This is a genomic window from Streptomyces sp. NPDC059534 (assembly GCF_042743475.1).
Classification (GTDB): Bacteria; Actinomycetota; Actinomycetes; order Streptomycetales; family Streptomycetaceae; genus Streptomyces.
In genome coordinates, this window is record NZ_JBHWAQ010000126.1 from 1 (window position 1) to 1,979 (window position 1,979).

The window sequence follows — 1,979 nt, forward strand, 5'->3', positions numbered from 1 at the left end:
TTGACGAAAAAGCCCACGAGATCGTCGAGAGCCTGATCCGTCCGCCCCGCGACCGGCGAACCGATCGGGACATCCGTTCCGGCACCGCACCGTGCCAGCACGGTGGCGACGGCGGCCTGGGCGACCATGAACAGGGTGGTTCCGGTCTCACGCGCCAGCCCGGTCAGGGCAGCGTGCGTCTGGGCGGGGGCGGTCACCTTGTGGGTGGCCCCGCGATAGGAGGCGACGGCCGGCCGCGGTCGGTCCGCGGGGAGGGTCGCCTCCTCCGGCAGCTCGGCCAACTGCTTCCGCCAGAAGGCGAGTTGGCGCTCCTCATCGATGGCGAGGAGACTCCGCTGCCACAGGGTGTAGTCGGCGTACTGGACCGGGAGCGGCGCCCACTCGGGGGCCGCTCCCCCGCTGCGGGCCGTGTACGCCGCAGCGAGGTCCCGCAGGAGCGGGCCGTTCGACCAGCCGTCGGAGGCGATGTGGTGCATCACCACCAGGAGCACGTGCTCCCCGGGGGACAGCTCCAGCAGATCCGCGCGGATGGGCAGATCGGTGGAGAGGTCGAACGTGGTGCCGGACAGTCCGGCCAGCACCTGGGGCAGGGACTCCTCCGTCACCGGGATCACCGGGAGCGCGAGGTCGGTCGCCGCGAGAGGTCGGATCGCCTGGTGAGGCATGCCGCCCTCGGAGGGGAAAGAGGTCCGCAGGGATTCGTGGCGTACGACGACGTCGGCGAGCGCGAGGCGCAGGGCCTCCGCGTCGAGGGCGCCGGTGAGCCGTACGGCCAGCGGGATGTTGTACGTGGGCGAGGGTCCCTCCAGCTGGTCGAGGAACCACAGGCGTTGCTGGGCCGAGGAGAGCGGGAGCCGCTCGGGCCGCTCGCCGGCCACCAGCGCGGGGCGCTCCTCCTCGCCGCCGCTCACCGCGATCAGCTCGGCGAGCCGGGCCACGGTCGGGTGCTGGAAGATCTCCCGCACCCCGAGCCGCACGCCGAAGGCGTCGCGGATCTTGGAGGTGAGTTTCGTGGCGCGCAGGGAGTGTCCGCCGCGGTGGAAGAAGTTGTCGTCCAGCGTGACGGAGTCCAGCCCGAGCGTGTCGGCGAAGAGAGCGCAGAGGATCTCCTCGGCCGGGTTGCGCGGGGCGCGGCCGCCTTCGGACGAGGTGCTGTCGTCGGGTGCGGGCAGGGCCCGGCGGTCGAGCTTGCCGTTGACCGTGCGCGGGAGCTCGTCCAGGACCACGAAGGCCGAAGGCACCAGGTGCTCGGGCAGGCGCGCGGCGACGTGGCGGCGCAGCTCCTCCGGGGTCGCGTCCGTGACCGCGTAGGCGACGAGTCGCTTGTCGCCGGGCCGGTCCTCCCGTACGACGGCGGCGGCCTGGACCACCGAGGCGTGCGCCATCAACGCGGCCTCGATCTCGCCGGGTTCGATGCGGAAGCCGCGCAGCTTGATCTGTTCGTCGCCGCGGCCGAGGTACTCCAGGGCGCCCTGCTTGTTCCAGCGGGCCAGGTCTCCGGTGCGGTACATCCGTGAGCCTGCCGGCCCGTGGGGGTTGGCGACGAACCGGTCGGCCGTCAGGGCCTGCTGGCCGATGTAGCCGTGGGCGAGACCGTGACCGGCCACGTACAGCTCCCCGGGTACTCCGGGGGCCACGATCTCCAGGTTGGCGTCCAGGACGTAGGCGTGCTTGCCGGACAGCGGCCCGCCGACGGGAATGCTGGCCGCGCCGGCGGCGGTGCCGGGCTCGATGACGAAGGCCGTGGTGAAGCCCATGCTCTCGGCCGGCCCGTACCCGTTGAGCAGGTGCAGCTGCGGGTGGTCCGTGAGGGCGCGGGTGACGTGCGCGGGGGAGGCGGCCTCGCCGGCCGTCATGGCCTCGCGGATCTCCCGGAAGACGGCGGGGTATTCGTCGAGCATGTGGTTGAAGAGGCTGGCGGACATCTGGAGCGTGGTCACCTGGTGCTGTTCGACCAGCTCCGCGATGAGGTTCGGGTC

At 72.2% G+C, this 1,979-nt stretch carries 1 protein-coding gene; it reads right to left on the reverse strand.

What is annotated here, in order from left to right:
- Positions 1–1,979 (reverse strand): condensation domain-containing protein (locus tag ACFVZH_RS40250; protein WP_384905599.1); only part of this gene is annotated, 1,979 nt, incomplete at both ends.